The sequence below is a fragment of the Paenirhodobacter ferrireducens genome (assembly GCF_004022265.1).
Taxonomy (GTDB): domain Bacteria; phylum Pseudomonadota; class Alphaproteobacteria; order Rhodobacterales; family Rhodobacteraceae; genus Rhodobacter; species Rhodobacter ferrireducens.
The window spans coordinates 133529-157264 of record NZ_SAVB01000004.1 but is presented as its reverse complement, the minus strand read 5'-3'; the positions used below and the strand labels follow the sequence as shown (position 1 = coordinate 157264).

General features: G+C 72.2%; 24 protein-coding genes and 2 riboswitches. Of the genes, 18 read left to right on the top strand and 6 right to left on the bottom strand.

Going from position 1 to position 23736, the window contains the following annotated elements; genetic code table 11:
• Positions 1 to 82 precede the first annotated feature (82 nt).
• Positions 83 to 703 carry a cob(I)yrinic acid a,c-diamide adenosyltransferase gene (cobO, locus tag EOW65_RS04555; RefSeq protein WP_128147810.1) on the bottom strand — a complete coding sequence of 207 codons (621 nt, stop codon included), beginning with the start codon at positions 701 to 703 and terminating at the stop codon, positions 83 to 85.
• Between the two features lie 39 nt (positions 704 to 742).
• Positions 743 to 946: riboswitch (cobalamin riboswitch) on the top strand.
• A gap of 99 nt (positions 947 to 1045) precedes the next feature.
• Here cobO and EOW65_RS04550 point away from each other — a divergent pair.
• The 7 genes from EOW65_RS04550 to cobJ are packed head-to-tail and all read left to right on the top strand — an operon-like array spanning position 1046 to position 8920.
• On the top strand, positions 1046 to 1399 hold the full coding sequence (locus tag EOW65_RS04550) for a DUF1636 family protein (protein WP_128147809.1): 354 nt from the start codon (positions 1046 to 1048) through the stop codon (positions 1397 to 1399).
• A gap of 2 nt (positions 1400 to 1401) precedes the next feature.
• Positions 1402 to 2445 (top strand): cobalamin biosynthesis protein CobW, encoded by a 1044-nt coding sequence (gene cobW / locus EOW65_RS04545; RefSeq protein ID WP_128147808.1) that lies wholly within the window; start codon positions 1402 to 1404, stop codon positions 2443 to 2445.
• A complete protein-coding gene (gene cobN / locus EOW65_RS04540) occupies positions 2445 to 5684 on the top strand; it encodes a cobaltochelatase subunit CobN (RefSeq protein ID WP_128147807.1) in 3240 nt (1079 codons plus the stop codon). Before cobW ends, cobN begins: the two co-directional genes overlap by 1 nt.
• Entirely contained in the window at positions 5681 to 6817 is a 1137-nt protein-coding gene (gene cobG / locus EOW65_RS04535; RefSeq protein ID WP_128147806.1) for a precorrin-3B synthase, read from the top strand. Before cobN ends, cobG begins: the two co-directional genes overlap by 4 nt.
• Entirely contained in the window at positions 6817 to 7446 is a 630-nt protein-coding gene (locus EOW65_RS04530; RefSeq protein WP_128147805.1) for a precorrin-8X methylmutase, read from the top strand. The genes cobG and EOW65_RS04530 overlap by 1 nt, the downstream gene beginning before the upstream one ends.
• Before the next feature lie 2 nt (positions 7447 to 7448).
• Positions 7449 to 8186, top strand: a complete 738-nt coding sequence (locus tag EOW65_RS04525; RefSeq protein ID WP_128147804.1) for a precorrin-2 C(20)-methyltransferase — start codon at positions 7449 to 7451, stop codon at positions 8184 to 8186.
• Entirely contained in the window at positions 8183 to 8920 is a 738-nt protein-coding gene (gene cobJ / locus EOW65_RS04520; RefSeq protein ID WP_128147803.1) for a precorrin-3B C(17)-methyltransferase, read from the top strand. Before EOW65_RS04525 ends, cobJ begins: the two co-directional genes overlap by 4 nt.
• On the opposite strand, the gene EOW65_RS04515 is transcribed toward cobJ, so the two are convergent.
• Positions 8893 to 9648 carry a cobalt-precorrin-6A reductase gene (locus EOW65_RS04515; protein ID WP_128147802.1) on the bottom strand — a complete coding sequence of 252 codons (756 nt, stop codon included), beginning with the start codon at positions 9646 to 9648 and terminating at the stop codon, positions 8893 to 8895. The genes cobJ and EOW65_RS04515 overlap by 28 nt on opposite strands.
• Between EOW65_RS04515 and cbiE the strand changes: the two genes are divergently transcribed.
• The 7 genes from cbiE (at position 9647) to cobF (ending at position 15766) form a co-directional block, all read left to right on the top strand.
• Positions 9647 to 10837, top strand: coding sequence for a precorrin-6y C5,15-methyltransferase (decarboxylating) subunit CbiE (gene cbiE, locus EOW65_RS04510; protein ID WP_128147801.1), 1191 nt, complete (start codon positions 9647 to 9649; stop codon positions 10835 to 10837). The genes EOW65_RS04515 and cbiE overlap by 2 nt on opposite strands.
• A complete protein-coding gene (locus tag EOW65_RS04505; protein ID WP_128147800.1) occupies positions 10834 to 11181 on the top strand; it encodes a cobalamin biosynthesis protein in 348 nt (115 codons plus the stop codon). The genes cbiE and EOW65_RS04505 overlap by 4 nt, the downstream gene beginning before the upstream one ends.
• On the top strand, positions 11178 to 11960 hold the full coding sequence (gene cobM / locus EOW65_RS04500) for a precorrin-4 C(11)-methyltransferase (RefSeq protein WP_128147799.1): 783 nt from the start codon (positions 11178 to 11180) through the stop codon (positions 11958 to 11960). The genes EOW65_RS04505 and cobM overlap by 4 nt, the downstream gene beginning before the upstream one ends.
• Entirely contained in the window at positions 11957 to 13291 is a 1335-nt protein-coding gene (locus EOW65_RS04495) for a cobyrinate a,c-diamide synthase (RefSeq protein WP_206364015.1), read from the top strand. The genes cobM and EOW65_RS04495 overlap by 4 nt, the downstream gene beginning before the upstream one ends.
• The gene (gene cobA / locus EOW65_RS04490) at positions 13288 to 14037 is read left to right on the top strand and encodes a uroporphyrinogen-III C-methyltransferase (RefSeq protein ID WP_128147798.1); all 750 of its coding nucleotides are present in this window, start codon (positions 13288 to 13290) and stop codon (positions 14035 to 14037) included. The genes EOW65_RS04495 and cobA overlap by 4 nt, the downstream gene beginning before the upstream one ends.
• A gap of 19 nt (positions 14038 to 14056) precedes the next feature.
• A riboswitch (cobalamin riboswitch) is annotated at positions 14057 to 14272 on the top strand.
• A gap of 30 nt (positions 14273 to 14302) precedes the next feature.
• The gene (locus EOW65_RS04485) at positions 14303 to 14968 is read left to right on the top strand and encodes an energy-coupling factor ABC transporter permease (protein WP_128147797.1); all 666 of its coding nucleotides are present in this window, start codon (positions 14303 to 14305) and stop codon (positions 14966 to 14968) included.
• 45 nt (positions 14969 to 15013) lie between these two features.
• Entirely contained in the window at positions 15014 to 15766 is a 753-nt protein-coding gene (gene cobF, locus EOW65_RS04480) for a precorrin-6A synthase (deacetylating) (protein WP_128147796.1), read from the top strand.
• Here the strand turns inward: cobF and EOW65_RS04475 are convergent.
• A complete protein-coding gene (locus EOW65_RS04475) occupies positions 15763 to 16623 on the bottom strand; it encodes a LysR family transcriptional regulator (protein ID WP_128147795.1) in 861 nt (286 codons plus the stop codon). The two genes, cobF and EOW65_RS04475, sit on opposite strands and share 4 nt — an antisense overlap.
• 100 nt (positions 16624 to 16723) lie before the next feature.
• Here EOW65_RS04475 and EOW65_RS04470 point away from each other — a divergent pair, with 100 nt between their 5' ends.
• The gene (locus tag EOW65_RS04470; RefSeq protein ID WP_128147794.1) at positions 16724 to 17728 is read left to right on the top strand and encodes a YeiH family protein; all 1005 of its coding nucleotides are present in this window, start codon (positions 16724 to 16726) and stop codon (positions 17726 to 17728) included.
• 2 nt (positions 17729 to 17730) lie between these two features.
• On the opposite strand, the gene EOW65_RS04465 is transcribed toward EOW65_RS04470, so the two are convergent.
• Positions 17731 to 18429, bottom strand: coding sequence for a fumarylacetoacetate hydrolase family protein (locus EOW65_RS04465; RefSeq protein ID WP_128147793.1), 699 nt, complete (start codon positions 18427 to 18429; stop codon positions 17731 to 17733).
• 11 nt (positions 18430 to 18440) lie between these two features.
• Positions 18441 to 19676, bottom strand: a complete 1236-nt coding sequence (pepT, locus tag EOW65_RS04460; RefSeq protein ID WP_128147792.1) for a peptidase T — start codon at positions 19674 to 19676, stop codon at positions 18441 to 18443.
• Positions 19677 to 19795: 119 nt separating this feature from the next.
• On the opposite strand from pepT, the gene EOW65_RS04455 reads away from it, so the two are divergent.
• From EOW65_RS04455 to EOW65_RS19915, 3 genes are all read left to right on the top strand, one after another.
• Positions 19796 to 22114 (top strand): Tex family protein, encoded by a 2319-nt coding sequence (locus tag EOW65_RS04455; protein WP_128147791.1) that lies wholly within the window; start codon positions 19796 to 19798, stop codon positions 22112 to 22114.
• Positions 22115 to 22188: 74 nt separating this feature from the next.
• Positions 22189 to 22632 carry a type II 3-dehydroquinate dehydratase gene (aroQ, locus tag EOW65_RS04450; protein ID WP_128147790.1) on the top strand — a complete coding sequence of 148 codons (444 nt, stop codon included), beginning with the start codon at positions 22189 to 22191 and terminating at the stop codon, positions 22630 to 22632.
• A gap of 107 nt (positions 22633 to 22739) precedes the next feature.
• A complete protein-coding gene (locus tag EOW65_RS19915; RefSeq protein ID WP_164879988.1) occupies positions 22740 to 22895 on the top strand; it encodes a hypothetical protein in 156 nt (51 codons plus the stop codon).
• Between the two features lie 2 nt (positions 22896 to 22897).
• Here EOW65_RS19915 and EOW65_RS04445 read toward each other — a convergent pair whose 3' ends face one another.
• Positions 22898 to 23707: a division plane positioning ATPase MipZ gene (locus tag EOW65_RS04445; protein ID WP_113899896.1), complete on the bottom strand. Its 810-nt coding sequence runs from the start codon at positions 23705 to 23707 to the stop codon at positions 22898 to 22900.
• Positions 23708 to 23736: the final 29 nt, after the last annotated feature.

Here is a 23736-nt window from a genome sequence, read left to right as displayed (position 1 = left end):
GGCACATCATTCTTAAGCCTTCCCTGCTTTCATCTTGCCGAAAATACCTCGGGGGTCCCGGGGGCTGGCCCCCGGTCCGGGCTCAGAACTCGACGCCCGGCTGGGCCTTGATGCCGGCGCGGAACGGGTGCTTGACCAGCGTCATCTCGGTCACCAGATCGGCCGCCTCGACCAGCGCCTCGGCGGCGTTGCGGCCGGTCAGGATGACATGGGTCATCTCGGGCTTCTCGTCGCGCAGGAAGGCCAGGACCTCGTCGAGGTCGAGATAGCCATAGCGCAGCGCGATGTTGATCTCGTCGAGCAGAACCATACGGATCTCGGGGTCGCGGATCAGCGCCTTGGCCTTGTCCCAGCCGGCGCGGGCGGCGGCGATGTCGCGCGCGCGGTCCTGGGTTTCCCAGGTGAAGCCCTCGCCCGAGGCGACGAAGCGGCACAGATCGCCGAAATGGGTGGTGATCAGGCGCCGCTCGCCGGTGTCCCAGCTGCCCTTGATGAACTGCACCACGGCGCAGGGCATCTCATGCGCGATGGCGCGCAGGATCATCCCGAAGCCCGACGAGCTCTTGCCCTTGCCCGGCCCGGTATGAACGATGATCAGCCCCTTCTCGCCGGTCTTCGTCGCCATCATCCGGTCGCGCGCGGCCTTCTTCCTGGCCATCTTCGCGGCGTGGCGGGCGGCGTCGGCTTCGGTCTCGGGCGTCATCGCGGCTCTCCTTCGGCTTGACAAATCGCGCGGCGGGGCCTCTGGTGGCCGCGCGTTGGTTCCTGTCCTACGACAGGCGAAGAGGGAATGCGATAGGGCCTTGTCAGCCCGAAGCGCAGCCGCCCCCGCGACCGTGACCGGAAAGGTCGCCCAAGCCACTGGCCTTTGGCCGGGAAGGTGGGCGCCCGTTGGGGAAACCCTGGATCCGCAAGCCGGGAGACCTGCCAGCGCTGACGATTACGGGCGGACGGGGTGTGCCGCGACCGGGTGGATTGCCGGTCGCCCCCGTGTGCCTGTCGATCCCTTGGCCAGCCCCCTTTCCGCGAACTGGAAGGACGGGCGATGACCGCGACACTTCATGTCTGCACCACCTGCCGCAGGGCGGGCGAGGATCCCGGCGAGGGGGCGCGCCCCGGTGCTGCCTTGCTGGCCGAACTGGCCGGCGGCACCTGCCCCGAGGGGCTGCGCATCCGAGGCGTCGAATGCCTCTCGGCCTGTGCGCAGGGCTGTGCCGTGGCGCTGAGCGCGCCGGGCAAGTGGAGCTATATCTACGGCCGCCTGAGCCCCGAGAACGCCGCCGAGATCCTCTCCGGCGCCGCGCTTTATGCCGCCAGCGCCGACGGGCTCGTGCCCTGGCGCGCGCGCCCCGAGATCTTCCGCAAGCAAAGCCTTGCCCGCATCCCCCCGCAGGAGTGACCATGACCGACCTGACCAAGATCCCCGTCACCGTGATCACCGGCTTTCTCGGCGCCGGCAAGACCACGCTCATCCGCCATCTGATGGCGAACCCGCAGGGCCGTCGCCTGGCGATCCTGGTGAACGAGTTCGGCACCGTGGGCGTCGACGGCGACATCCTGCGCGCCTGTGCCGACGAGAACTGTCCGCTCGACAACATCGTCGAACTGGCGAACGGCTGCATCTGCTGCACCGTCGCCGACGCGTTCATCCCGACGATCGAGGCGCTGCTGGCGCAGCCCGTCCGCCCCGACCACATCCTGATCGAGACCTCGGGTCTTGCCCTGCCGAAGCCGCTGCTGAAGGCCTTCGACTGGCCGGCGATCCGCTCGCGCATTACCGTCGACGGGGTGATCGCGGTCGCCGATGCCGAGGCGGTGGCGGCCGGGCGCTTTGCCCCGGATCTGGCCGCGGTCGATGCGCAGCGCGCCGCCGATGACAGCATCGACCACGAGACGCCGCTTTCCGAGGTGTTCGAGGACCAGATCGCCTGCGCCGATATCGTGCTGCTGTCGAAGGCGGATCTTGCCGGTGCGGCGGGGCTTGCCGCCGCCCGCGCCGCGATCGAGGCCGAGGCGCCGCGCCCGCTGCCGATCCTGCCGATGGTCGAGGGGGCGATCGACCCGGCCGTGGTGCTGGGGCTCGCCGCGGCGGCCGAGGACGACCTTGCCGCGCGCCCCTCGCATCACGACGATCATGGCGATCACGAGCATGACGATTTCGACACGGTGGTGATCGAGTTGCCCGAGGTCGCCGATCCCGAGCGCCTCGTCGCCGCGATCGAGCGGCTGGCGGCCGAGCGCAACATCCTGCGGGTGAAGGGCCATGTCGCGGTCACCGGCAAGCCGATGCGGCTTCTGGTGCAGGCGGTCGGCGCGCGGGTGCGGCGACAGTTCGACCGGCCCTGGGGCGCCGAGCCGCGCCGCTCGGCCCTCGTGGTGATCGCCGAACGCGCCGATGTCGACGCCGGGGCGATCCGCGCCGCGCTGAGCGAGGCCGCCGCCTGATGCATGTCGTCTTCCGCGAAAGCCACGGGCTCGAGGAGACCGAGGTGCCGACCGATCTCGGGCAATCGCCCGCGGATCTGGTGGTGCTGTCCTTCTCGGATTCCGATCTCGGCGCTTTCGCGGAGGGCTGGCATGCGGCGGCGGGGGCGTTGCCGCCCTTGCGGCTTGCCCCCTTGGCGGCGCTGCGCCACCCGGTCTCGGTCGATACCTATCTCGAGCGCACGCTGGGGGGGGCGAAGGCGGTGCTGATCCGGCTGATCGGCGGCGAGGGCTATTGGCCCTATGGCCTTGCCTCGGTGCAGGATTTGGCGCGGCGGCGGGGCATGGCGCTGGCCGTTCTTCCGGCCGATGGCCGGCCCGATCCGCGGCTGGCCGAGGCTTCGACCCTGCCCGCGGAGACGCTCGCCACCCTTGCCGCGCTGTGCGATGCGGGAGGCACCGAGGCCGCGCGCGCCGCGCTGTGCCACCTGGCCCGCGCCGCGGGCCTGCCCGCGCCCGCGCCGGATGCGCCGGCGGCGCTCCCCGACTTCGGCTTCTGGACGCCCGAGGCGGGGGTGACTCCCGCGCCTGTGGGCGAGGGGCCGTGGGTGCTTGTGCCCTGTTACCGTGCCTGGTTGGCGGCGGCCGACATGGCGCCGGTCGCGGTGCTGATCGAGGCCCTCCGCGCGGCGGGGTTTCAGGCCACGGCCTGCTTTGCGCCCTCGCTCAAGGCGCCGGGCTTTGCCGACTGGCTCGCCCCGCATCTGGCCGCGGCGCCGCCGGTCGCGGTGGTCAACCTCACCGCCTTTTCGGCGCAGGGCGCGGCGGGGCGCACGCCCTTCGACGGGCTTGATGTGCCGGTCTTCCAGGGTGCGCTGTCGACCGCCGCCCGCGCCGACTGGGCCGCGGCCGAGCGCGGCCTGTCGCCCGCCGATCTGGCGATGCATGTGGTGTTGCCCGAGGTCGATGGACGGATCTTTGCCGGCGTCGTCTCGTTCAAGGCGCCGGCCGCGCGCGATGCGGTGCTGGAACACGCCCGGCTGATCCACGCGCCCGAGCCCGACCGGATCGCCGCGCTGGTGGCGCGGGTTGCGGCCTGGCACCGGCTGGCCATGACCCCGGCCCCGGCGCGGGCGGTGACCGTGGTGCTGTCGACCTATCCGGGGCGCAGCTGGCAGATGGCCCATGCGGTGGGCCTCGATGCGCTTGCCTCGACCGGGGCGCTGCTCGATGATCTCGCGGCCGAGGGCTATGACGTCGCGCCGGGGACGGGGAGCGAGGCGCTGGCAACCGAACGGCTGAGCTGGCCGCTCGCGGAATATCAGGCGGCGCTTGTGGCCCTGCCTGCGGCCCTGCGCGACGATCTGGCCGCCGCCTGGGGCACGCCGGCGGAGGACCCCGCCTGCCACGACGGCGCCTTCCATTTCGCCGCGCTGCGCCGGGGCAAGATCCTGCTGGCCCTGCAGCCCGAGCGCGGCGAGGTTGCGGCGCGCGAGACCGACTATCACGACCTCGCCCGGGTGCCGCGGCACGGCTATGTCGCCTTCTACCTGTGGCTGCGGGCGCAGGGGCTGCACGCGCTCGTGCACATGGGGGCGCATGGCACGCTCGAATGGCTGCCGGGCAAGGCGGTGGCGCTGTCCGAGGCCTGCTGGCCCGAGGCGCTGCTGGGCCCGCTGCCGGTCATTTACCCCTTCATCGTCAACGACCCGGGCGAGGCGGCGCAGGCCAAGCGCCGGCTGGGCGCGGTCACGCTTGGCCATCTGCCGCCGCCGCTGACCGAGGCCGCGCTGCCCGAGCGGCTGGCCGGGCTCGAGGCGCTGCTCGACGAATATTCGACCGCCGACGGGCTCGACCCGGCGCGGCGCGACCGGCTGATCGGCGCGATCCGCGACGAAGCGGCGGCAAGCGGGGTCGCCGAGGACCTCGCCCTCCCCGTGGGCGCCAGCCCCGCCGAGGCGATCACCCGCATCGACCGTTTCGTCTGCGACCTGAAGGAAAGCCGCTTCGGCGACGGGCTTCATGTCTTCGGCCGGGGCGCCTGTGGCGCGGCCGAGCGCGCGGGGCTGATCGCCGCGCTTGCCGGCCGGCGGGTGGCGCCTGGCCCCTCGGGCAGTCCGGCGCGGGGGCGTTCGGATGTGCTGCCGACCGGGCGGAACCTGTTTTCCGTCGATCCGCGTGCGGTGCCGACGCCCGCCGCCCATGCGCAGGGGGTGACGCACGCCGAGGAGCTGTTGCGCCGCCACCTGCAGGACCACGGCGACTGGCCGCGGGGTCTGGTCGTCGACCTCTGGGGTTCGGCCACGATGCGCACCGCGGGCGAGGATTTCGCCATGGCGCTGCAGCTGGCCGGGCTGACGCCGGTCTGGGACGCGCAATCGGGCCGGGTGACCGGGGTCGAGGTGATCGCGGCGGCGCTTCTGGGCCGGCCGCGGATCGACGTGACCTTGCGGGTCTCGGGCCTTTTCCGCGACATCTTCCCGGCCCTTGCGCAGCTTTTCGAGACCGGCGCCGCGGCGCTTGCGGGGCGCGAGGAAGCGCCCGAGGACAACCCCTATACCGCCCGTATCCCGCGCGTCTTCGGGCCGCGGCCGGGGCAATACGGGCTCGGCATGGGCGATGTGACCGCGGCGCTGACCCCCGAGGCGCGGGCGGCGGCGGGCGAGGCCTGGCTTGCGGCCTCGGCCCATGCGATCGGCGCGGATGGCGCGGTGCGGCCCGCGCGCGCGGCGCTCGAAACCCGGCTCGCGGGCGCCGATGCCTTCGTGCATGCGCAGGACCTGCCCGAAAGCGACCTGCTGCTTGCCGTCGATTACGCCGGCCATGAGGCGGGCTTTGCCGCCGCGATGGCGCGGCTCGGGGCGCCGGCGCCGGCGCTTTACCACCTCGACACCACCGACCCGGCTCGCCCCCGCGCCCGCAGCCTGACCGAGGAGATCGCCCGCATCGTGCGTGCGCGTGCCGCGAACCCGGACTGGGCGGCGGGGATGATGCGCCACGGCTTTCGCGGCGCGGCGGAGATCGCGGCGACGGCCGATCACCTGGCCGCCTTCGCGCAGCTTGCAGACGCGGTGCCGGCGCATCTCTTCGACCTCTACTTCGAGGCGACGCTGGGCCGGCCCGAGGTGACCGATTTCATGGCGGCGGAAAACCCCGAGGCGCTTGCAGCGCTGTGCGACCTGTTCCGGCGGCTGGCCGAGGCAGGGCTGTGGCACAGCCGGCGCAATGCGATCGCCGCGGCATTGGAGGATCTGCGATGAGTTTCACGGTGCAGGGCTGGTGCCCGGGCGCGCTGCGTCCGATGGCCTCGGGCGACGGGCTGGTGGTGCGGCTGCGCCCGCCGGGTGGTCGGTTGAACACCCGTGCCGCGGCCGCTGTGGCCGAGGCGGCGCTGCGCTTCGGCAGCGGGGTCATCGACCTCTCGGGCCGGGCGAACGTGCAGCTGCGCGGGGTGACGAGGGAGAGCCACGCGCCGCTGATCGCCGCGTTGCGCGGGGCGGGGCTCATCGACGCCGACATTGCCGCCGAGACCCGGCGCAACATCCTGGTCACCCCCTTTGCCGATGCCGCGACCGACGCGCTTGCGGCCGCGCTGGCCGGGGTGCTTGCCACCGCGCCGGCGCTGCCGGGCAAGTTCGGCTTTGCCGTCGATACCGGCGCTGCGCCGGTGCTGCGGGAGACGCCGGCTGACATTCGGCTGGAGCGAGCGGCGGCGGGCGGGCTGATCCTGCGCGCCGAGGGGCTGGCCGAGGGCGCGCCGGTGACCGCAGCCGAAGCCCCCGCGGCGGCGATCGCGCTGGCGCAGTGGTTCGTGGCGGCGGGCGGCGTGACGGACGGCCGCGGCCGGATGGCGGCGCTGATCGCGCGCGGCGCGCGGCCCGAGGGCGCCCTTGCTCCGCGGCTGGCCCCGGCATCCGCCTGTGCTCCGCCCGGGCCGGGCCTGTGCCCCACGGGCGCGCTCGTGGCCTTTCCCTTCGGGCAGATGCGGGCCGAGCTTCTGGCGGAGTTGGCGGGCCTTGGTGCGCTGCGCCTGACGCCCTGGCGGATGCTGCTGATCGAGGGGCTTTCGTACCTGCCCGACTTGCCGGGCCTGATCACCGATCCGGCCGCGCCGCTCTTGCGCGTTTATGCCTGCACCGGCGCGCCGGGCTGTCCGCAGGCGCTGGCCGAGACCCGGCCTTTGGCCCGCACGCTGGCACCGCAGCTGCCGCCCGAGGCGGTGCTGCATGTCTCGGGCTGCGCCAAGGGTTGTGCCCATCCGGCGCCGGCCACGCTGACGCTGACCGCGACGCCCGCAGGCTTTGACCTGATCGCCCGTGGCCGCGCCGCGGACACCCCTTGCCGCCGCGCGCTCGGTGCGGCCGACATTCCCTCCCTGCCGGAGTTTTCCTGATGCCTTACGACTATGAAAAGGACGGCGCGAAGATCTATGCGCAATCCTTCGCGATGATCCGCGCCGAGGCCGACCTCGCCCGCTTCACCCCCGACGAGGAGCCCGTGGTGGTGCGGATGATCCACGCCGCGGGGATGGTCGGGCTCGAGCGCGCAGTGCGCTTCAGCCCCGGCATGGCGACGGCGGCGCGCGCGGCGCTCGAGGCCGGGGCACCCATTCTGTGCGACGCGCGGATGGTGAGCGAGGGCATCACCCGCGCCCGTCTTCCCGCCGCGAACGAGGTGCTCTGCGCGCTGCATGACCCCGCGGTGCCGGATCTGGCGCGCGAGATGGGCAACACCCGCTCGGCTGCGGCGCTGGAACTGTGGCGGCCGCATCTGGGCGGCGCGGTGGTGGCGATCGGCAATGCGCCGACGGCCCTCTTTCACCTGCTGAACATGCTCGAGGACCCGGCCTGCCCGCGGCCGGCGGCGATCATCGGCTGTCCGGTGGGCTTCGTCGGCGCGGCGGAATCGAAGGCGGCGCTGTTCGCCGCCGCGCCGGTGCCCTGCCTGATCGTCGAGGGGCGGCTTGGCGGTTCCGCGATCACCGTCGCCGCGGTGAATGCCCTCGCCAGCCGGAAGGAATGAGCATGGGACGCATCATCTGTGCGGGGCTCGGCCCCGGCGACCCCGACCTGATCTCGGTGCGGGCAGACCGCGCGCTGCGCAGTGCCCGCCAGATCGCCTATTTCCGCAAGAAGGGGCGGCAGGGGCAGGCGCGGCGCATCGTCGAGGGGCTGCTGCCCGCGGGCGTCGCCGAGCATCCGATGGAATATCCGGTGACGACCGAGATCCCCTTCGACAGCCCGGCCTATAACGCGCTTCTGGCGGCCTTCTACGACGGTTGGGCGGCGCGGCTGGTGACGCTGGCGCAGGCGGGCGATGTCGTCATCCCCTGCGAGGGCGACCCGTTCTTCTACGGCTCCTTCATGCACCTTTACGTGCGGCTGCGCGGCAAGGTCGAGATCGAGGTGATCCCGGGCATCACCGGCATGACCGGCTGCTGGAACGCCACGGGCGAGCCCTTCACCTGGGGCGACGACGTGCTGACCGTGCTGATGGGCACCCTGCCCGAGGACGAGCTCGCGGAGCACATGGCGCGTGCCGATGCGCTGGTCATCATGAAGACCGGGCGCAACCTGCCGCGGGTGAAGCGTGCGCTGGCGCAGGCCGGGCGGCTCGAGGCGGCCTGGCTTGTCGAACGCGGCACCATGCCGGGCGAGCGCATCGCCCGGCTGAGCGAGGTCGACGATGCCGACTGCCCCTATTTCGCGATCGTGCTGGTGCATGGTCAGGGCCGGCGGCCCGCGGCGGAGGAGGCGGCATGAGCGGCTGGATCGCGGTTGCGGGGCTCGGGCCGGGGGCCGAGGCGCTGGTGACGCCCGAGGTCAGCGCGGCGCTGGCCGAGGCGAGCGATGTCGTGGGCTACATCCCCTATGTCGCGCGGGTTGCGCCGCGGGCGGGGCTGACACTCCACCCCTCCGACAACCGGGTCGAGCTCGACCGCGCGGCCCTTGCGCTGACCCTCGCGGCCGAGGGGCGGCGGGTGGTGATCGTCTCCTCGGGCGATCCCGGGGTCTTCGCCATGGCCTCGGCGCTCTTCGAGGCGCTCGAGGCCGCGCCGGAGCATGCGGGCGCCGACATCCGCATCCTGCCGGGCATCACCGCGATGCTCGCCGCCGCCGCGCGGGCGGGGGCACCGCTTGGCCACGACTTCTGCGCGATCAACCTGAGCGACAACCTCAAGCCCTTCGCGGTGATCGAGCGCCGGTTGCGCGCCGCGATCGCCGGCGATTTCGCCATGGCCTTCTACAACCCCCGCTCGAAGGCGCGGCCCGAGGGCTTTGCCCGTGTGCTCGAGATCCTGCGCGCGGGCTGCGAGCCCGGCCGGCTCATCACTTTCGCCCGCGCCGTCAGCACGCCCGACGAGGCGCTCAACACCGTGACGCTGGCCGAGGCGCGGCCCGAGATGGCCGACATGCGCACCGTGGTGCTGGTCGGCAATTCCGGGACGCGGCGGGTCGGTCGCTGGGTCTATACGCCGCGCGGGGTGAAGCCGTGAGCGGCGAGCCACTCACTCACCCCGGCGACCTCGGCGCAGACCTCGCGCGGCGGCAGGGCGGGGCGGTCGATCAGGATGACGCCAAGGCCAAGCGCGCGCGCCGCGATCAGCTTTGCCTCGGCCCCCGCGCCTCCGGCGTTCTTCGCGACGACATGGGTGATGTCATGGGCGCGCAGCAACGCACTGTCGCCTTCGGCGCTGAACGGACCGCGGGCGATCACCGCCGCGGCATCGGTCAGCGGCAGCGGCCCCTCGGGCGGGTCGACAAGGCGCAGCAGATAGTGATTGCCGGGCTTTCCGGCGAAGGGGGCGAGCGTCTGCTTGCCGATTGCCAGAAACACCCGCGCGCCCGCCTCGGGAAGCGCCGCGACGGCGGCCGCGATGTCGGGCACGGCGGTCCAGCGGTCGCCCGGCCCCGCCCGCCACGGCGCGCGTTCGAGGGCGACGAGCGGCACGCCGGTCTCGGCGCAGGCGGCAACCGCGTTGCGGCTCATCTGCGCGGCGAAAGGGTGGGTGGCGTCGATCACCGCGCCGATGTTTTCGGCGCGCAGGAAGGTCACCAGCCCTGCCACCCCGCCAAAGCCGCCGATCCGGGTGGGCAGCGGCTGCGGCGCCGGTGCCCCGGTGCGCCCGGCATAGGAGAAGAGCGCGGGCAGGCCAGATGCGGCCAGCGCCGCGGCCATGCGGCTCGCCTCGGTGGTGCCGCCCAGAAGAAGGATGCGCGTCATGGCTGAGCCCTGGCTGCTGATCGTCGGTCTTGGCGAAGATGGCCTTGCCGGGCTGCCGGATGCAAGCCGTGCCGCGCTTGCCGCGGCCGAGGTGATCTTCGGCGGGCCGCGGCACCTCGAACTGGTCGGCGCCGGGGCGCGCGGGCGGGCCTGGCCGGTGCCCTTCGACATCGCGCCGGTGCTGGCCCTGCGCGGCCGGCGCACGGTGGTTCTGGCCTCGGGCGATCCGTTCTGGGCGGGGGCGGGGGCGGTGCTGGCGGCGGCGTTCGGCCCCGGCGAGTGGCGGGCGATCCCGGTGGCGGGGGTGTGCTCGCTGGCGGCGGCCCGGATGGGCTGGCGGCTGGAGGACACGACCTGCCTTGCGTTGCACGCCGCCCCTTTCGCGCGGCTGCGCCCGGTGCTGTGCCGCGGCGCGCGGGTCATCGCCACGCTGCGCGACGGCGCGGCGGTGGCCGACCTTGCGCACTGGCTGGCCGATGGCGGCTTCGGCGCGGTCGAGATCACCGTGCTCGAACGACTGGGCGGCCCGGCCGAGCGGCTGCGCCGCACCCGCGCCGATGCTTTCGATCTGGACGCGATCGCGGCCCCCGTTGCTGTCGCGCTCGACGGTGCCGCCCTGCCCGCGGGGGCTGGCCTGCCGCGCAGCCCCGGCCTGCCCGAGGCGGCCTTTGCCCATGACGGGCAGATCACCAAGTCGCCGGTGCGGGCGCTGACCCTTGCAGCCCTTGCCCCCCGACCCGGTGCGCTCTTGTGGGACATCGGCGGCGGTTCGGGCTCGGTCTCGGTCGAGTGGTGCCTGGCCGGTGGCCGCGCCTGCACGGTCGAGCCGCGCGCCGACCGGCTCGACAACATCCGCGCGAATATCGCGGAGTTCGGCCTTGGCGGACGGATGCAGGCGGTGGCAGGCCAGGCGCCCGCGGCGCTTGCCGGTCTGCCTGCACCCGATGCCGTCTTCGTCGGTGGTGGCGGCTCCGAGGCGCTGTTCGCGGCGCTGTGGGGGGCGCTTGCCCCCGGCACCCGGATCGTCGCCAATGCCGTCACGCTTGAAACCGAGGCGCTGCTGATCGCGCTTCATGCCCGCCACGGCGGCACGCTGCTGCGGATCGAGATCGCGCAGGTGGCGCCGCTTGGCCGGGGGCGCGGCTGGCAGCCGGCGCGGCCGGTGGTGCAGTGGAGCGTGACCCGATGAGAGTCGCGGGCGTGGGGTTCCGCGCGGCCGCGACGGCGGCCGAGATCGTGGCGGCGCTGGCCCCCCTGGGCCGGCTCGATGCGCTGGCGACGCTGCCGGAGAAGGCCGCGGCGCTGCGCGCGGCGGTGGCGCCGCTTGGCCTGCCGGTGCGCGCGGTCGCGGTCGCGGGCGTGCCCACCCCCACCCGCGCGCCGCGCATTCTGGCGGCCCATGGCACCGGATCGGTGGCCGAGGCGGCGGCGCTGGTCGCCGCGGGCCCCGGCGCCCGCCTTGCGGTGCCGCGCCGCATCTGTCCGGGCGGCGTGACCGTCGCCCTTGCCCTGTCCGAAGGAGAGACCGAATGACCGTCCATTTCATCGGCGCGGGCCCCGGGGCCGCCGATCTGATCACCCTGCGCGGCCGCGACCTGATCGCCGCCGCGCCGGTCTGCCTGTATGCCGGCAGCCTGGTGCCCGAGGCGCTGCTCGCCCATTGCCCGCCCGGCGCGCGGATGGTGAACACCGCGCCGCTCGGCCTTGACGCGATCATCGACGAGATCGCCGCGGCCCATGCCGCCGGGCAGGACGTGGCGCGGCTGCATTCGGGCGATCTGTCGGTCTGGTCGGCGATGGGCGAGCAGCTGCGCCGGCTGCGCGCGCTCGGCATTCCCTATGACGTCACCCCGGGCGTGCCGGCCTTCGCCGCCGCCGCCGCGACGCTGGGGGCCGAGCTGACCCTGCCCGGCGTCGCGCAATCGGTGGTGCTGACCCGCACCTCGGGGCGCGCCTCGGCAATGCCCGAGGGCGAGACGCTGGCGAATTTTGCCGCGACCGGGGCAGTGCTGGCGATTCACCTGTCGGTGCATGTGCTGCCGCGCGTGATTGCCGAGCTGACGCCGCATTATGGCGCCGACTGTCCGGTGGCGGTGGTCTGGCGCGCGAGCTGGCCCGACGAGAGGGTGCTGCGCGCCACGCTCGGCACGCTCGACCCGGCGGTGGGCGAGGGTGAGCGCACCGCGCTGATCCTCGTCGGCCGTTCGCTCGGCGCCGAGGACTTCGGCGAAAGCCGTCTTTACGCCGGCGATTACGACCGCCGATTCCGTCCGCGCGGCGCGGCGCCGCGGTTCCCGGACACGGGCGCATGACGGGGCGGATGACGGCGGGGCTGCTGATCGCCGCGCCCGCTTCGGGCACCGGCAAGACCACGCTGACGCTTGGCCTCATTGCCGCGCTGCGGGCGCGCGGCGTCGCGGTGCGGCCGTTCAAGTGCGGGCCCGATTACATCGACCCGGCCTTTCACGCCGCCGCCGCCGGGCGCGCCTCGGTCAATCTCGACAGCTGGGCGATGACGGCGGGGCAGATCGCCGCGCTGACCGCGCCCGATGACGCGGGGCTGGTGATCGCCGAAGGCTCGATGGGCCTGTTCGACGGGGTCGCGGTGCCCGGAGAGGCGGGGATCGGCGCCTCGGCCGATATCGCGGCGCTGACCGGCTGGCCGGTGGTGCTGGTGCTCGATGCCTCGGGCGCGGCGCAATCGGTCGCGGCGATGGCGCTTGGCTTTGCGCGCTACCGCTCCGATGTGCGGCTTGCCGGCGTGGTGCTGAACAACGTCGCCTCGGCGCGGCACGAGGCGCTGATCCGGCGCGGGCTTGAGGCGGTGGCGATCGAGGTGCTGGGGGTCTTGCCGCGCGCCGCGGGCATCCGCCTGCCCGAGCGGCATCTGGGCCTCGTGCAGGCCGAGGAGACCTCGGAACTCGATGCGCTGCTGGCCGAGGCGGGCACGGTGATCGCGCGCTGCTGCGATCTTGGCCGGATGCAGGCGGTGGCCACGTCCGTGCCGATGGATGCCGCGCCCGCGCCGCACCTTGCTCCGCCGGGCGGGCGCATCGCGCTGGCCCGCGACGCGGCCTTTTCCTTCGTCTATCCGCATCTGCTGGCCGAGTGGCGCGCGGCGGGGGCGACGATCGTGCCGTTTTCGCCGCTCGCCGACGAGGCCCCCGATCCGGGCGCCGATGCCTGCTGGCTGCCCGGCGGTTATCCCGAGCTGCACGCGCCGCGGCTCGCGGCCGCCCAGACCTTCCGCGCCGGGCTGCGCGCCTTTGCCGAAACCCGCCCGGTGCATGGCGAATGCGGCGGCTACATGGTGCTTGGCGCGGGGCTCGTCGCGGCCGACGGGGTGCGCTATCCTATGACCGGGCTCCTCGGGCTCGAAACCTCTTTCGCGACACGCCGGATGCATCTCGGATATCGACTCGCCACGCTTGCGGCGCCCACGCCCGTCGCCCCGCCCGGCACCCGCCTGCGCGGGCACGAGTTCCATTATGCCACGATCCTCGCGCAGCCCGACGCACCGCTTGCCGCCGTCACCGACGCCACCGGCGTGCCGGTGGCCGAGACCGGCTCGCTGCGCCTCACCCCGGGCGGCGGGCGCGTCACCGGCACCTTCTTCCACCTGATCGCAAAGGCCAGCGCATGACCGGCTTCGTCTCCTTCGTTTCCTCCGGCCCGGGCGATCCCGAGCTGATCACCCTCAAGGCGGTCGACCGGCTCAAGCGCGCCGATGTCGTGCTGTTCGATGATCTCGCCTCGGGGCCGGTGCTGGATCATGCGGGCGCGGGGGCGGAGCGGATCGCGGTCGGCAAGCGCGCCGGCCGCCCCTCGGCGAAGCAGGAACACGTCAACGCGCTGCTGATCGAGCACGCGCAGGCCGGCAAGCGGGTGGTGCGGCTGAAGTCGGGCGATTCGGGCATCTTCGGGCGGCTTGAGGAAGAGATCGGCGCGCTGCTGGCCGCCGGCATCCGCTACGAGATCATCCCGGGCGTGCCCTCGGCCTGTGCCGCGGCGGCGCATGCGGGCATTCCGCTCACCCGCCGGCTGACCGCGCGGCGGCTGCAATTCGTCACCGGCGCCGACATCACCGGCGGCCTGCCCGAGACGCTGAACTGGGCGGCGCTCGCCGATCCCGGGGTGACCACCGTGGTCTTCATGGGCAAGCGCACCTTCCCGGACCTCGCCCGCGGGCTGATCGCGCACGGGCTGCCGGCCGATACCCCCGCGATGCTGGCCGAGGCGGTGGGGCAGGCGGGGCAAAGCTTCCTGCGCTCGACTGTGGCGGAGCTGGCCGAGGTGCTGGCGGGCGCGCGCACCGACCATCCGGCGCTGATCTTCTATGGCCCGCTCGCCCCCTTCGGTCTGCCGCCCGGAGAGACCGGCGGCGCTTGACCTCGGCCCGCCGTTGGCGTTTATCTGAACCTCTGCATGGTGCCCATCACGCGCAAAGCGCCGGGCTTCATCGGGAACGGGGAAGGGCGGACCCAGTTGCGGCGCCCGAAGCCCCGGCCGCCCCCGCGACTGTATGCGGCGAGCGCCCTTCACATTGCCACTGGGGATCCCCCGGGAAGGCGAAGAGGTGCTGCGACCCGCGAGCCAGGAGACCGGCCAGCAGGCAACCTCAACCGCCGTCGGGTGTGACGGCAAGGAGACCGACATGCATATCGAACCCGGTATCGTCACCGGCGCCAAGCTGCTGCTGAGCTATGCCACCGCTGCCACTGCTGGCGTCTACACGCTGAAGACCGCCTTTGACGCGATCCGTGCGCAGGGCGCCGTTTCACTGATCGCCCGCTCGGCGATCGCCAGCGCCCTCGTCTTCACCTTCTTCGAGGTGTTGCCGCACCTGCCCGTGGGCGTGTCCGAGGTGCACCTGATCCTCGGCTCGACGCTGTTCCTGATCCTCGGCGCGGCGCCGGCGGCGATCGGGCTGGCACTTGGCCTGCTGATCCAGGGGCTGTTCTTCGCGCCCTTCGACCTGCCGCAATACGGGATGAACATGACCACGCTGCTGGTGCCGCTCTTCGGCCTGCAGATGCTGGCAAAGCGGCTGATCGCGCCCGGCACGCCCTATGTCGAGCTGCGCTATACCCAGGCCCTCGCGCTCTCGACCGCCTATCAGGGCGGCATCGTCGCCTGGGTCGGCTTCTGGGCCTTCTACGGCCAGGGCTTCGGTGCGGTGTCTGAGGTTGCGACTTTCGGCGTGGCCTACATGACGGTGATCCTCGTCGAACCGCTCGTCGATCTCGGCGTGTTGGCGGTTGCGAAGCGCATCCACGCGCTGCGCGGCTCGTCGCTCGTCACCCCGCGGCTTTACGCCTGAGGAGCTGCGGGCGGCGGGGCACCCTGCCGCCCGCGGACAGCACGCATGATCGAACTGACCCTCATCGGCATCGGCACCGGCAACCCCGGGCATCTGACGCTGCAGGCGATCGACGCGATGAACGCGGCCGATCTGGTGCTGATCCCGCTCAAGGGCGCCGAGAAGTCGGACCTGGCCGGGCTGCGCCGCACGCTGTGCGAAACCCATCTGCGCACACCCGGCCCGCGCGTCGTCGACTTTGCCTTGCCGGTGCGCGAGGCGGAAAATCCCTCCTACCGGCAAGGCGTGGACGACTGGCACGACGCCATCGCCGCCGCCTGGGAGCGCGAGATCCGCGCGCAGATCGGCACCGGGGGGCGGGTGGCGCTCCTGGTCTGGGGCGACCCGTCGCTTTACGATTCGACGCTGCGCATCGCGGCGCGGCTGGCCCGGGTGATGCCGGTGACGACCCGTGTCATTCCCGGGATCACCGCGGTGCAGGCGCTCTGCGCCGCCCATGCGATCCCGCTCAACGAGATCGGCGCGCCGGTCATGATCACCACCGGGCGGCGGCTGCGCGACGACGGCTGGCCCGAGGGCGCCGAGACCGTGGTGGTGATGCTCGACGGCGGCTGCGCCTTCACCACGCTTGCGCCCGAGGGGGTGACGATCTGGTGGGGGGCCTTCGTCGGCATGGCCGAAGAGGTGCTGCACGCGGGCCCGCTGGCCGAGGTGGGGCCCGAGATCCTTGCCACCCGCGCCGCCGCGCGCGCCGCGCATGGCTGGATCATGGACATCTACCTGCTGCGGCGCAGTTAACCCGCAAGCTCAAGGAACGCCGCCATCGCCCGGGTGCGGTGGCGTTCGGGGTGGCTGAGCGCGGTGAAGGGCCGTTCGGCGCCGGGCAGGGGGGCAAGCGTGACCGCGCCCGAGGCCACGGCATGTTCCGCGACCCGCTCGGAGAGCGCCGAGATCCCGCCGCCCGCCGCCACCGCGGCCAGCACCGCCTCGTTCGAGGGGAGTTCCAGCACCACGTCAAGCGCCGCCGTGTCGATGCCCAGCCGATCGAGCGCGGCAAGGGCGACCGAGCGGGTGCCCGAGCCCTCCTCGCGCAGGATCCAGCGGGCCTGCGCCAGTGCCGCGCCTGTGGGCAGTGGCTGCCCCGCAGGCCCCACCAGAACCAGCCGGTCGCGCGCCACCGCGCGGGCGCGCAGCGCGCCCTCGCTCACCGCGCCCTCGACAAAGCCGAGATCGGCCGCCCCGGCCCGCACCGCCCCCGCGACCTGCGCGGTGTTGCCGACATCGAGCCGCAGCCGCACCTGCGGATGCGTCACGCGGAACCGCACCAGCAGCGCCGGCAGCCAGTAGCTGGCGACGGTCTGGCTGGCCCAGATCCGCAGCACGCCCTGCGGCCGCGCGCCGAGATCATCGAGCACCGCCCGCGCCGTCTCGAGCCGGTCAAGCGCCGCCCGCGCCTCGGGCACGAAGGCCGCGCCCTCGGCGGTCAGCACGATGCGCCGGCCGATCCGGTCGAAAAGCTGCACGTCATGGGCGCGCTCGAGCGTCGCCAGCGCTGCCGAGACCGCCGATTGCGTCAGGCCAAGCGCCTCGGCCGCGCGGGTGACATGGGCGCGGTCGGCGACGGCCAGGAAGATGCGGAGCTGTTCGGGCGTCATGTGAAATTCATAAATGAAAACGAACGATCCTACCAGAATTATGAATTGGAATTGTTGAATGCGTCAGGCGAAGAGGGGGCATCCAGCGAAAGTTCCTGCCATGACCTCTGTCGTCCTTCCCCGCCCGGCGCTGCCCCTGCGCCTTGTCGCCCCCGGCCTTGCGCTCTGCCTTGCCCTTGCGCTGCTCGCGATGGGGGGGCAGGCGGTGCTGGGCATCGCGGCGCTCAGCCCGCTTGTCCTTGCGCTGATCCTTGGTGTCGTCTGGCGCAACACCGTGGGCACCATCGCCGTGCTGCAACCGGGCATCGCCTTCTCGCTCAAGCGCGTGCTGCGCGCGGGCGTGGTGCTGCTGGGGTTCCAGCTGACGCTGACGCAGGCGGCCTCGGTCGGGGTTTCCGGCTTGGCGGTGATCGCGGTGACGCTGGTCGCGACCTTCACCGTGACGAAGCTGCTCGGCCGGCTTCTGGGCGTGCCCGCGCCGCTGGCCGAGCTGATCGCGGCCGGCAGCTCGATCTGCGGCGCCTCGGCGGTGATCGCGGTCAACACGGTGACGAATGCAGATGACGAGGATGTCGCCTATGCCATCGCCTGTGTCACCGTCTTCGGCACGCTCGCCATGCTGGGCGCGCCGATGCTGGCCGCGGCGATCGACCTTGGCCCGCGCGCCTATGGGCTGTGGACCGGCGCCTCGATCCACGAGGTGGCGCAGGTGGTGGGGGCGGCCTTTGCCCGCGGCGAGGAGGCAGGGCATTTCGGCACCATCGCCAAGCTCAGCCGGGTGATGCTGCTTGCGCCCCTGATCCTGACGCTGGGCGCGCTGCGGCGCGAGCGGGCCGAGGGCGCGGCGCGGCCGCCGCTGCCGTGGTTCGTCTTCGGCTTCATCGCGGTGGTGCTGCTGAACACCGTGCTGCCGCCCGCGCCCGCGCTGCATGCGGCCATTGCCAGGGGCACCGCCTTCCTGCTCACCGTGGCGCTGGCGGCGATGGGGCTCGAGACCGACATCCGCCGGCTGAAGGCGCGTGGGCTGCGGCCGCTGGCGCTTGGCGCGATGGCGGCGGTCTTCATCTCGGGCCTCGCCTTCGCGCTGGTGCAGCTGGTGGCGTGACCTTACTCCGCTGCGGTGATCGTCAGCCGCACCGGGGCCAGCCCGGCGATCGTGCCCTCAAGCACATCGCCCGGCCCGACCGCCCCCACGCCGGACGGCGTGCCGGTCATCACCAGATCGCCCGGCCCGAGGTGGTAGAGCGTCGACAGATGCGCGAGCAGCGCCGGCACCGACCAGATCATCTCGCCCAGACCCGAGCCCTGCCGCGGCGTGCCGTTCACGGTGAGCGCGATCGGCTGATCCGCCACGGCACCGAAGGTGGCGGCGGGGGTGATCTCGGCGATGATGGCCGAGCCCTCGAAATCCTTGCCGGTGTCCCAGGGGTGGCGCTTTGCCTTCGCCGCCGCCTGCAGATCGCGCCGCGTCATGTCGAGCCCGACGGCATATCCGAAGACCGCCGCCGCCGCCTCGGCCTCGCTCGCGCGGAAGAGCGGCGCGTCAAGCGCCACGGTCAGCTCGACCTCGTGATGCAGGTCCTCGGTTCCCGGCGGATAGGGGAGCGCGCTGCCCGAGGCCGCCAGCGCGAAGGCCGACTTGGTGAAATAGACGGGCGACTCGCGGTCGACCTCGGCGCCCATTTCCTTCGCGTGTTCGGCATAGTTGCGACCGACGCAAAAGATGCGCCGCACCGGGTAGCGGGCCGACTGACCCGCCACCGGCAGGGTCGGCAGGGCCGGGGCCTCGAACAGAAGATCGGTCATGTCTGTCTCCTTCATGCCTGTGCCGCCAGCGACACGAGCCGCAGGCAGACCCGCACCGCCGCCGCCATGTCCTGCACCGAGATCCATTCGAGCGGCCCGTGGATCTCCTGCATGCCGGTGAAGAGATTGGGGCAGGGCACGCCCATCTCGGTCAGCCGCGAACCGTCGGTGCCGCCGCGGATGGCGCGGGCGACGGGCTCGATCCCCTCGGCGCGGCAGGCGGCATGGGCGAGCGTCACCGGCGTCATGTCCTTTTCCAGCCAATAACGCATGTTGCGATACTGCGGCCGGATCTCGCAGGTGACCTTGGCGCGCGGCTCGGTCGCGGCGATGGCGGCGCAGGCGGTGCGCAGCAGCTCGCCGCGCGCGGCGAGGCCCGCCAGTTCGAAATCGCGCAGGATGATGCTCAGCTCGACCTCGGCCGCGGTGCCGGTGAGCGCGTAGACATGCCAGAAGCCATCGCGCCCGGCCGTCACCTCGGGGGTCTGGGTCGCCTGCGGCAACAGCTCGATCAGCTTCGCCGCCAGATGCAGCGCGTTCACCATCTTGCCCTGCGCCGTGCCGGTGTGGGTCGAGACGCCGGTGATCTTCACCTTGGCGCCATCGGCCGAGAAGGTCTCGTGCTCGACCTCGCCAAGCGCGCCGCCGTCGAGCGTATAGGCGAAATCGACGCCCAGATCGGCGGGCAGGCGCGGGTCGACGCCGCGGCCGATCTCCTCGTCCGGGGTGAAGGCGAGGCGCAGCTTCGGATGCGCGATCTCGGGATGGGCGAGCAGATGCGCGGCGAGCGTCATCACCACGCTCACCCCCGCCTTGTCGTCGGCACCGAGCAGCGTGAGGCCCGAGGCGGTGATGATGTCATCGCCGATCTTCGTGGCCAGATAGGGCGCGATCTCGGGGCTCAGCACCAGATCGGGGGCGTCGGGGAAGCGGATCGGCCCGCCGGCATAGCCGCGGATCACCCGCGGCTTCACCCCGGTCGCGTTGTAGGCCGGCGCGGTGTCCATATGAGCGAGCAGCCCGATCGCCGGCCCTTCGGCCGTTGCCGGCACCGTCGCCAGCACCGCGCCGTAGTCCGTCACCGTCACCTCGGCCGCACCGATGGCGGTCAGCTCATCTGCCAGCATCCGGGCGAGATCGAGCTGGATCGCCGTGCTCGGCTGCGTCGCCGAATTTTCGTCGCTTTGCGTGTCGACCGAGGCATAGCGGACCAGCCGCTCTTCCACATCGCGCTCGAACTGGGTCATCGCGGATCTCCTTTTCGGCCCGGATCAGGACCCGGCGGCACGCCGCTGTCAAGCCAAACCCGCCCTTGGCGGCGGCCGGGGGCGGGGCTAGAAAGGCGCTCCAAACCCCGGAGGAGAGCATGGACACAGCCGCCCGCATCGCCCGCACCATCGCAGCCGAAATCGACGCCCGCCCCGAGCAGGTGCGCGCCGCGACGGAGCTTCTGGACGGTGGCGCGACGGTGCCCTTCGTCGCGCGCTACCGCAAGGAAGTGACCGGCGGGCTCGACGACACGCAGCTGCGCAAGCTGGCCGACCGGCTGATCTATCTGCGCGAGATGGAGGCCCGTCGCGCCGCCATCGTCTCGAGCATCACCGAGCAGGGCAAGATGACCGACGATCTGGCCCGCACGCTGGCCGGCGCCGGCACCAAGGCCGAGCTCGAGGACATCTATCTGCCCTACAAGCCGAAGCGCCGCACCAAGGCGATGATCGCGCGGGAAAACGGGCTCGCCCCCCTGGCGGAAGGGATCTTGGCCGATCGTCGTGCCGATCCCGAGGCGCTGGCGCAGGGCTTCGTGACCGAGGCGGTGCCGACGGTGAAGGACGCGCTGACCGGCGCGCGCGAGATCGTCGCCGAGGGTTTGGTCGAGAACGCGACCCTTCTGGGCGAGTTGCGCGCCTTCCTGTCGCGCGAGGCGAAGGTGACGGCGAAGGTCGTCGCCGGGCAGGAGGAGAAGGGCGCGAAATTCTCGGATTACTTCGACCATGCCGAGGATTGGGCGACGATCCCGAGCCACCGCGCGCTCGCGCTGCTGCGGGCCTCGAACGAGGGGGTGGTGACGCTCGACATCGGGCCCGACGAGGCGGGGGCGGAACGTGCCGTCGCGATGGTCGGCGCGGTGCTCGATGCGCGCACGCAGGCGCCGGGCGATGTCTGGCTGCGCACGGTGGCGGGCTGGACCTGGCGGGTGAAGCTGTCGCTGTCGATGATGCTCGATCTGACCGCCGAGATGCGCGGCCGGGCGCAGGAAGAGGCGATCGCCGTCTTCTCGCGCAACCTGAAGGATCTGCTGCTGGCCGCGCCCGCCGGTTCGAAGGCGACACTCGGTCTTGACCCGGGCATCCGCACCGGGGTCAAGGCGGCGGTCGTCGATGCCACCGGCAAGCTTGTCGCCACCGACACGCTCTATCCGTTCCAGCCGAAGAACGATGTGCGCGGCGCCCAGGCGGCAATCCTGCGGCTGATCACCGCGCATGGGGTCGAGCTGATCGCGATCGGCAATGGCACCGCCAGCCGCGAGACCGAGCGGCTGGTCGCCGACACGCTGAAGCTGCTACCTGCCAGCGTGAAGGCGCCGGTGAAGGTAGTGGTGTCCGAGGCCGGCGCCTCGGTCTATTCCGCCTCGGAACTCGCCGCGCGGGAATTCCCCGGGCTCGACGTCAGCCTGCGCGGCGCGGTCTCGATCGCGCGGCGGCTGCAGGACCCGCTCGCCGAGCTGGTGAAGATCGAGCCGAAGTCGATCGGCGTCGGGCAATATCAGCACGACGTCGATCAGTCGAAGCTGGGCCGTGCGCTGGAAGGTGTGGTCGAGGATGCGGTGAACGCCGTGGGCGTCGATCTCAACACCGCCTCGGCGCCGCTGCTGGCCCATGTCTCGGGCCTCGGGCCGGGGCTGGCCGAGGCGATTGTGGCGCATCGCGACGTGAACGGCGCCTTCCGCTCGCGCAAGGAACTGCTGAAGGTCAGCCGCCTCGGGCCGCGCGCCTTTGAGCAATGCGCGGGCTTCCTGCGCATCCGCGAGGGCGATGAGCCGCTTGATGCCTCGGCGGTGCACCCCGAGGCCTATGACGTGGCGCGCCGGATCGTGAAGGCCTGCGGCCGCGACATCCGCGCCCTGATGGGCGACAGCGCCGCGCTGAAGCGGCTGAACGCGGCCGATTTCGTCGATGCGAGCTTCGGCCTGCCCACGGTGCGCGACATCCTGAGCGAGCTGGAGAAACCCGGCCGCGACCCGCGGCCGAGCTTCGTCACCGCGACCTTCGCGGACGGTGTCGAGGACATCAAGGACCTGAAGTCGGGGATGCAGCTCGAGGGCACGGTGACCAACGTCGCGGCCTTCGGCGCCTTCGTCGACATCGGCGTGCATCAGGACGGGCTGGTCCATATCAGCCAGCTCGCCGACCGTTTCGTGAAGGACCCGCATGAAGTGGTGAAGGCGGGCGACGTGGTGCGGGTGCGGGTGACCGAGGTCGACGTGGCGCGCAAGCGCATCGGGCTGACCATGCGCAAGGACGGCGGCGCCTCGGCGAGCGAGGAACGCGCCGCGCGCGGGCCGCAGGGCGCGCCGAAGGGGCGGGGCCCGAAAGGGCCGATGAGCGCCGGGCCGAAGGGCAACGCGGGTGCCGCGACCGGCGCTTTCGGAGCGGCGCTTCTGGACGCGATGAAGCGGCGCTGAACGGCAGGGCTTGGCAAGCGGCCCTGTCCCGGCGCAGAAGGGGGCAGGGCCGGCGCGCGGCCACGGAGGCAAGCATGAGCGACACGATCTTCATCCTGAACGGGCCGAACCTGAACCTGCTCGGCCAGCGCGAGCCGCAGATCTATGGCCACGAGACGCTCGCCGATGTCGAGGCGCTGTGCGCCGCCGAGGCCGGTCCGCGCGGGCTCAAGGTGGTGCTGCGCCAGACCAACCACGAGGGCGAGATGATCGACTGGGTGCACGAGGCGCGCCACGCCGCGGCGGGCATCGTCATCAACCCGGCCGCCTGGACCCATACCTCGGTCGCGCTGCTTGACGCGCTGAACGCCTATGAGGGGCCGGTGATCGAGGTGCATATCTCGAACGTGCACAAGCGCGAGGCCTTCCGCCATCACTCCTATGTCTCGCTGCGCGCCGAGGGGGTGATCGCGGGCCTCGGCATCGAGGGCTATGCACTCGCCACGCGCCGGATCTGCACGCTGCTCGGCCGGGGCTGAGCCCGCCCGCCGCGAAAGCCTCCGGATCTCCGTCAGCGGGTCAAGATTCGGCCGCAATCACGGCCGAGTCTGACTTCCGCAACACCCGGGATGGCTGGAGGACGACGATGCGCAGCCTGTTGAAACTCTTCGGTCTCTGCCGCGAGGAAGAGGGGGACGCGATCCTCGAGGCGCGGCTATCCGCGCTTGGCCGGCAGAGCCACCGCAAGCTCATCCATCACGCCCCGGTCTCGCCCTTCCGCCCGGGCCGCCTTTCGGCCTGAGCTCAGAAGTCGACTTCGACCCCGGGCAGCCGCAGCTCTTTCATCAGCTCGCGCAGCTCCTGCCGCGCCGCCACGTTCGAGATGTTCAGGTTCTCGACGCCGAGGTCGCGCAGATCCAGCAGCGTGAGCCCGCGCGGGAACAGCTCGCGGAAGATCACGCGCTCGGAAAAGCCCGGTGCCACGCGGAAGCCGATGCGCTTCGACAGCTGTTCGAGCGCCGCACCGACCTTGCGCTTGTTGTGCATCTGCTGTGCGCCGACGCGGTTACGCAGCACGATCCAGTCGATCGGCTTCAGCCCGGCGCGCGCGCGCAGCTGCCGCGCCGACCAGACCATTTCCGAATAGATCGAGGGGCCCAGGACCTTCGAGGTCTCGGGGTCGATCCGCGCCAGCAGGTCGAAGTCGATGAAGCTGTCGTTCAGCGGCGTGATCAGCGTGTCGGCCAGCGAATGCGCCACCTGGCTCAGCCGCGTGTGCGATCCGGGGCAGTCGATCAGGATGAAATCGCACTCGGGTTCCAGCTCGGCCACTGCGGCCGCGAGGCGGTGGTCATAGGGGTTCTCGCCCGGCGCAAGACTTTCGGACTCGGCCTCGGGCAGATCGCGATATTCAGGGGTGGGCAGGTCGAGCCCCTCGCGGGCCAGGAAGGCGCGGCGGTTCTCGACATAGCGGCCGAAGCTGCGCTGGCGGATGTCGAGGTCGAGCGCCCCGACCCGATGCCCCATCCGGCACAGCGCCGTGGCGACATGCATGCAGGTGGTCGACTTGCCGGAACCGCCCTTCTCGTTTCCGGTCACAATGATATGCGCCACGTTCTTCCCCCGGGTTCTGACGCGCCTGG

Bases quoted from the DNA above. Each gene is read 5' to 3' on its own strand.
- cobA (WP_128147798.1), top strand. From the start codon at position 13,288: ATGACCGGCTTCGTCTCCTTCGTTTCCTCCGGCCCGGGCGATCCCGAG.
- aroQ (WP_128147790.1), top strand. From the start codon at position 22,189: ATGAGCGACACGATCTTCATCCTGAACGGGCCGAACCTGAACCTGCTC.
- EOW65_RS04485 (WP_128147797.1), top strand. From the start codon at position 14,303: ATGCATATCGAACCCGGTATCGTCACCGGCGCCAAGCTGCTGCTGAGC.
- cobF (WP_128147796.1), top strand. From the start codon at position 15,014: ATGATCGAACTGACCCTCATCGGCATCGGCACCGGCAACCCCGGGCAT.
- pepT (WP_128147792.1), bottom strand. From the start codon at position 19,676: ATGACCCAGTTCGAGCGCGATGTGGAAGAGCGGCTGGTCCGCTATGCC.
- EOW65_RS04525 (WP_128147804.1), top strand. From the start codon at position 7,449: ATGGGACGCATCATCTGTGCGGGGCTCGGCCCCGGCGACCCCGACCTG.
- EOW65_RS04550 (WP_128147809.1), top strand. From the start codon at position 1,046: ATGACCGCGACACTTCATGTCTGCACCACCTGCCGCAGGGCGGGCGAG.
- cobJ (WP_128147803.1), top strand. From the start codon at position 8,183: ATGAGCGGCTGGATCGCGGTTGCGGGGCTCGGGCCGGGGGCCGAGGCG.
- cobO (WP_128147810.1), bottom strand. From the start codon at position 703: ATGACGCCCGAGACCGAAGCCGACGCCGCCCGCCACGCCGCGAAGATG.
- cbiE (WP_128147801.1), top strand. From the start codon at position 9,647: ATGGCTGAGCCCTGGCTGCTGATCGTCGGTCTTGGCGAAGATGGCCTT.
- EOW65_RS04470 (WP_128147794.1), top strand. From the start codon at position 16,724: ATGACCTCTGTCGTCCTTCCCCGCCCGGCGCTGCCCCTGCGCCTTGTC.
- EOW65_RS19915 (WP_164879988.1), top strand. From the start codon at position 22,740: ATGCGCAGCCTGTTGAAACTCTTCGGTCTCTGCCGCGAGGAAGAGGGG.
- EOW65_RS04530 (WP_128147805.1), top strand. From the start codon at position 6,817: ATGCCTTACGACTATGAAAAGGACGGCGCGAAGATCTATGCGCAATCC.
- EOW65_RS04505 (WP_128147800.1), top strand. From the start codon at position 10,834: ATGAGAGTCGCGGGCGTGGGGTTCCGCGCGGCCGCGACGGCGGCCGAG.
- EOW65_RS04465 (WP_128147793.1), bottom strand. From the start codon at position 18,429: ATGACCGATCTTCTGTTCGAGGCCCCGGCCCTGCCGACCCTGCCGGTG.
- cobM (WP_128147799.1), top strand. From the start codon at position 11,178: ATGACCGTCCATTTCATCGGCGCGGGCCCCGGGGCCGCCGATCTGATC.
- cobN (WP_128147807.1), top strand. From the start codon at position 2,445: ATGCATGTCGTCTTCCGCGAAAGCCACGGGCTCGAGGAGACCGAGGTG.
- EOW65_RS04455 (WP_128147791.1), top strand. From the start codon at position 19,796: ATGGACACAGCCGCCCGCATCGCCCGCACCATCGCAGCCGAAATCGAC.
- cobG (WP_128147806.1), top strand. From the start codon at position 5,681: ATGAGTTTCACGGTGCAGGGCTGGTGCCCGGGCGCGCTGCGTCCGATG.
- cobW (WP_128147808.1), top strand. From the start codon at position 1,402: ATGACCGACCTGACCAAGATCCCCGTCACCGTGATCACCGGCTTTCTC.
- EOW65_RS04515 (WP_128147802.1), bottom strand. From the start codon at position 9,648: ATGACGCGCATCCTTCTTCTGGGCGGCACCACCGAGGCGAGCCGCATG.
- EOW65_RS04475 (WP_128147795.1), bottom strand. From the start codon at position 16,623: ATGACGCCCGAACAGCTCCGCATCTTCCTGGCCGTCGCCGACCGCGCC.
- EOW65_RS04495 (WP_206364015.1), top strand. From the start codon at position 11,957: ATGACGGGGCGGATGACGGCGGGGCTGCTGATCGCCGCGCCCGCTTCG.